The sequence below is a fragment of the Nocardioides malaquae genome (genome assembly GCF_015070385.1).
Lineage (GTDB): Bacteria > Actinomycetota > Actinomycetes > Propionibacteriales > Nocardioidaceae > Nocardioides > Nocardioides malaquae.
The window spans coordinates 1-232 of record NZ_JADCSA010001309.1 but is presented as its reverse complement, the minus strand read 5'-3'; the positions used below and the strand labels follow the sequence as shown (position 1 = coordinate 232).

The 232-nt window shown below is 44.0% G+C and carries 1 protein-coding gene; it reads left to right on the top strand.

What is annotated here, in order from left to right; genetic code table 11:
* Nucleotides 1–232: hypothetical protein (locus tag IEQ44_RS17525; protein ID WP_227487730.1), on the top strand; the 232-nt coding region annotated here is incomplete at both ends.

Here is a 232-nt window from a genome sequence, read left to right as displayed (position 1 = left end):
GACTTAAGTTATCTCCTGAAAAGTGCCAGTTCTTCAAGAAGTCTGTCCAATATCTAGGGCATGTTGTGTCAGAGCACGGAGTTGAGACAGATCCCAGGAAGATTTCTGCCCTGACCACCTGGCCGAAACCCCAGAATATCCAACAGCTCAAATCCTTCCTTGGGTTTTCCGAATATTATAGGAGATTCATAAGAGATTACTCCAAACTAGCAAGACCTCTAAATGACCTAAC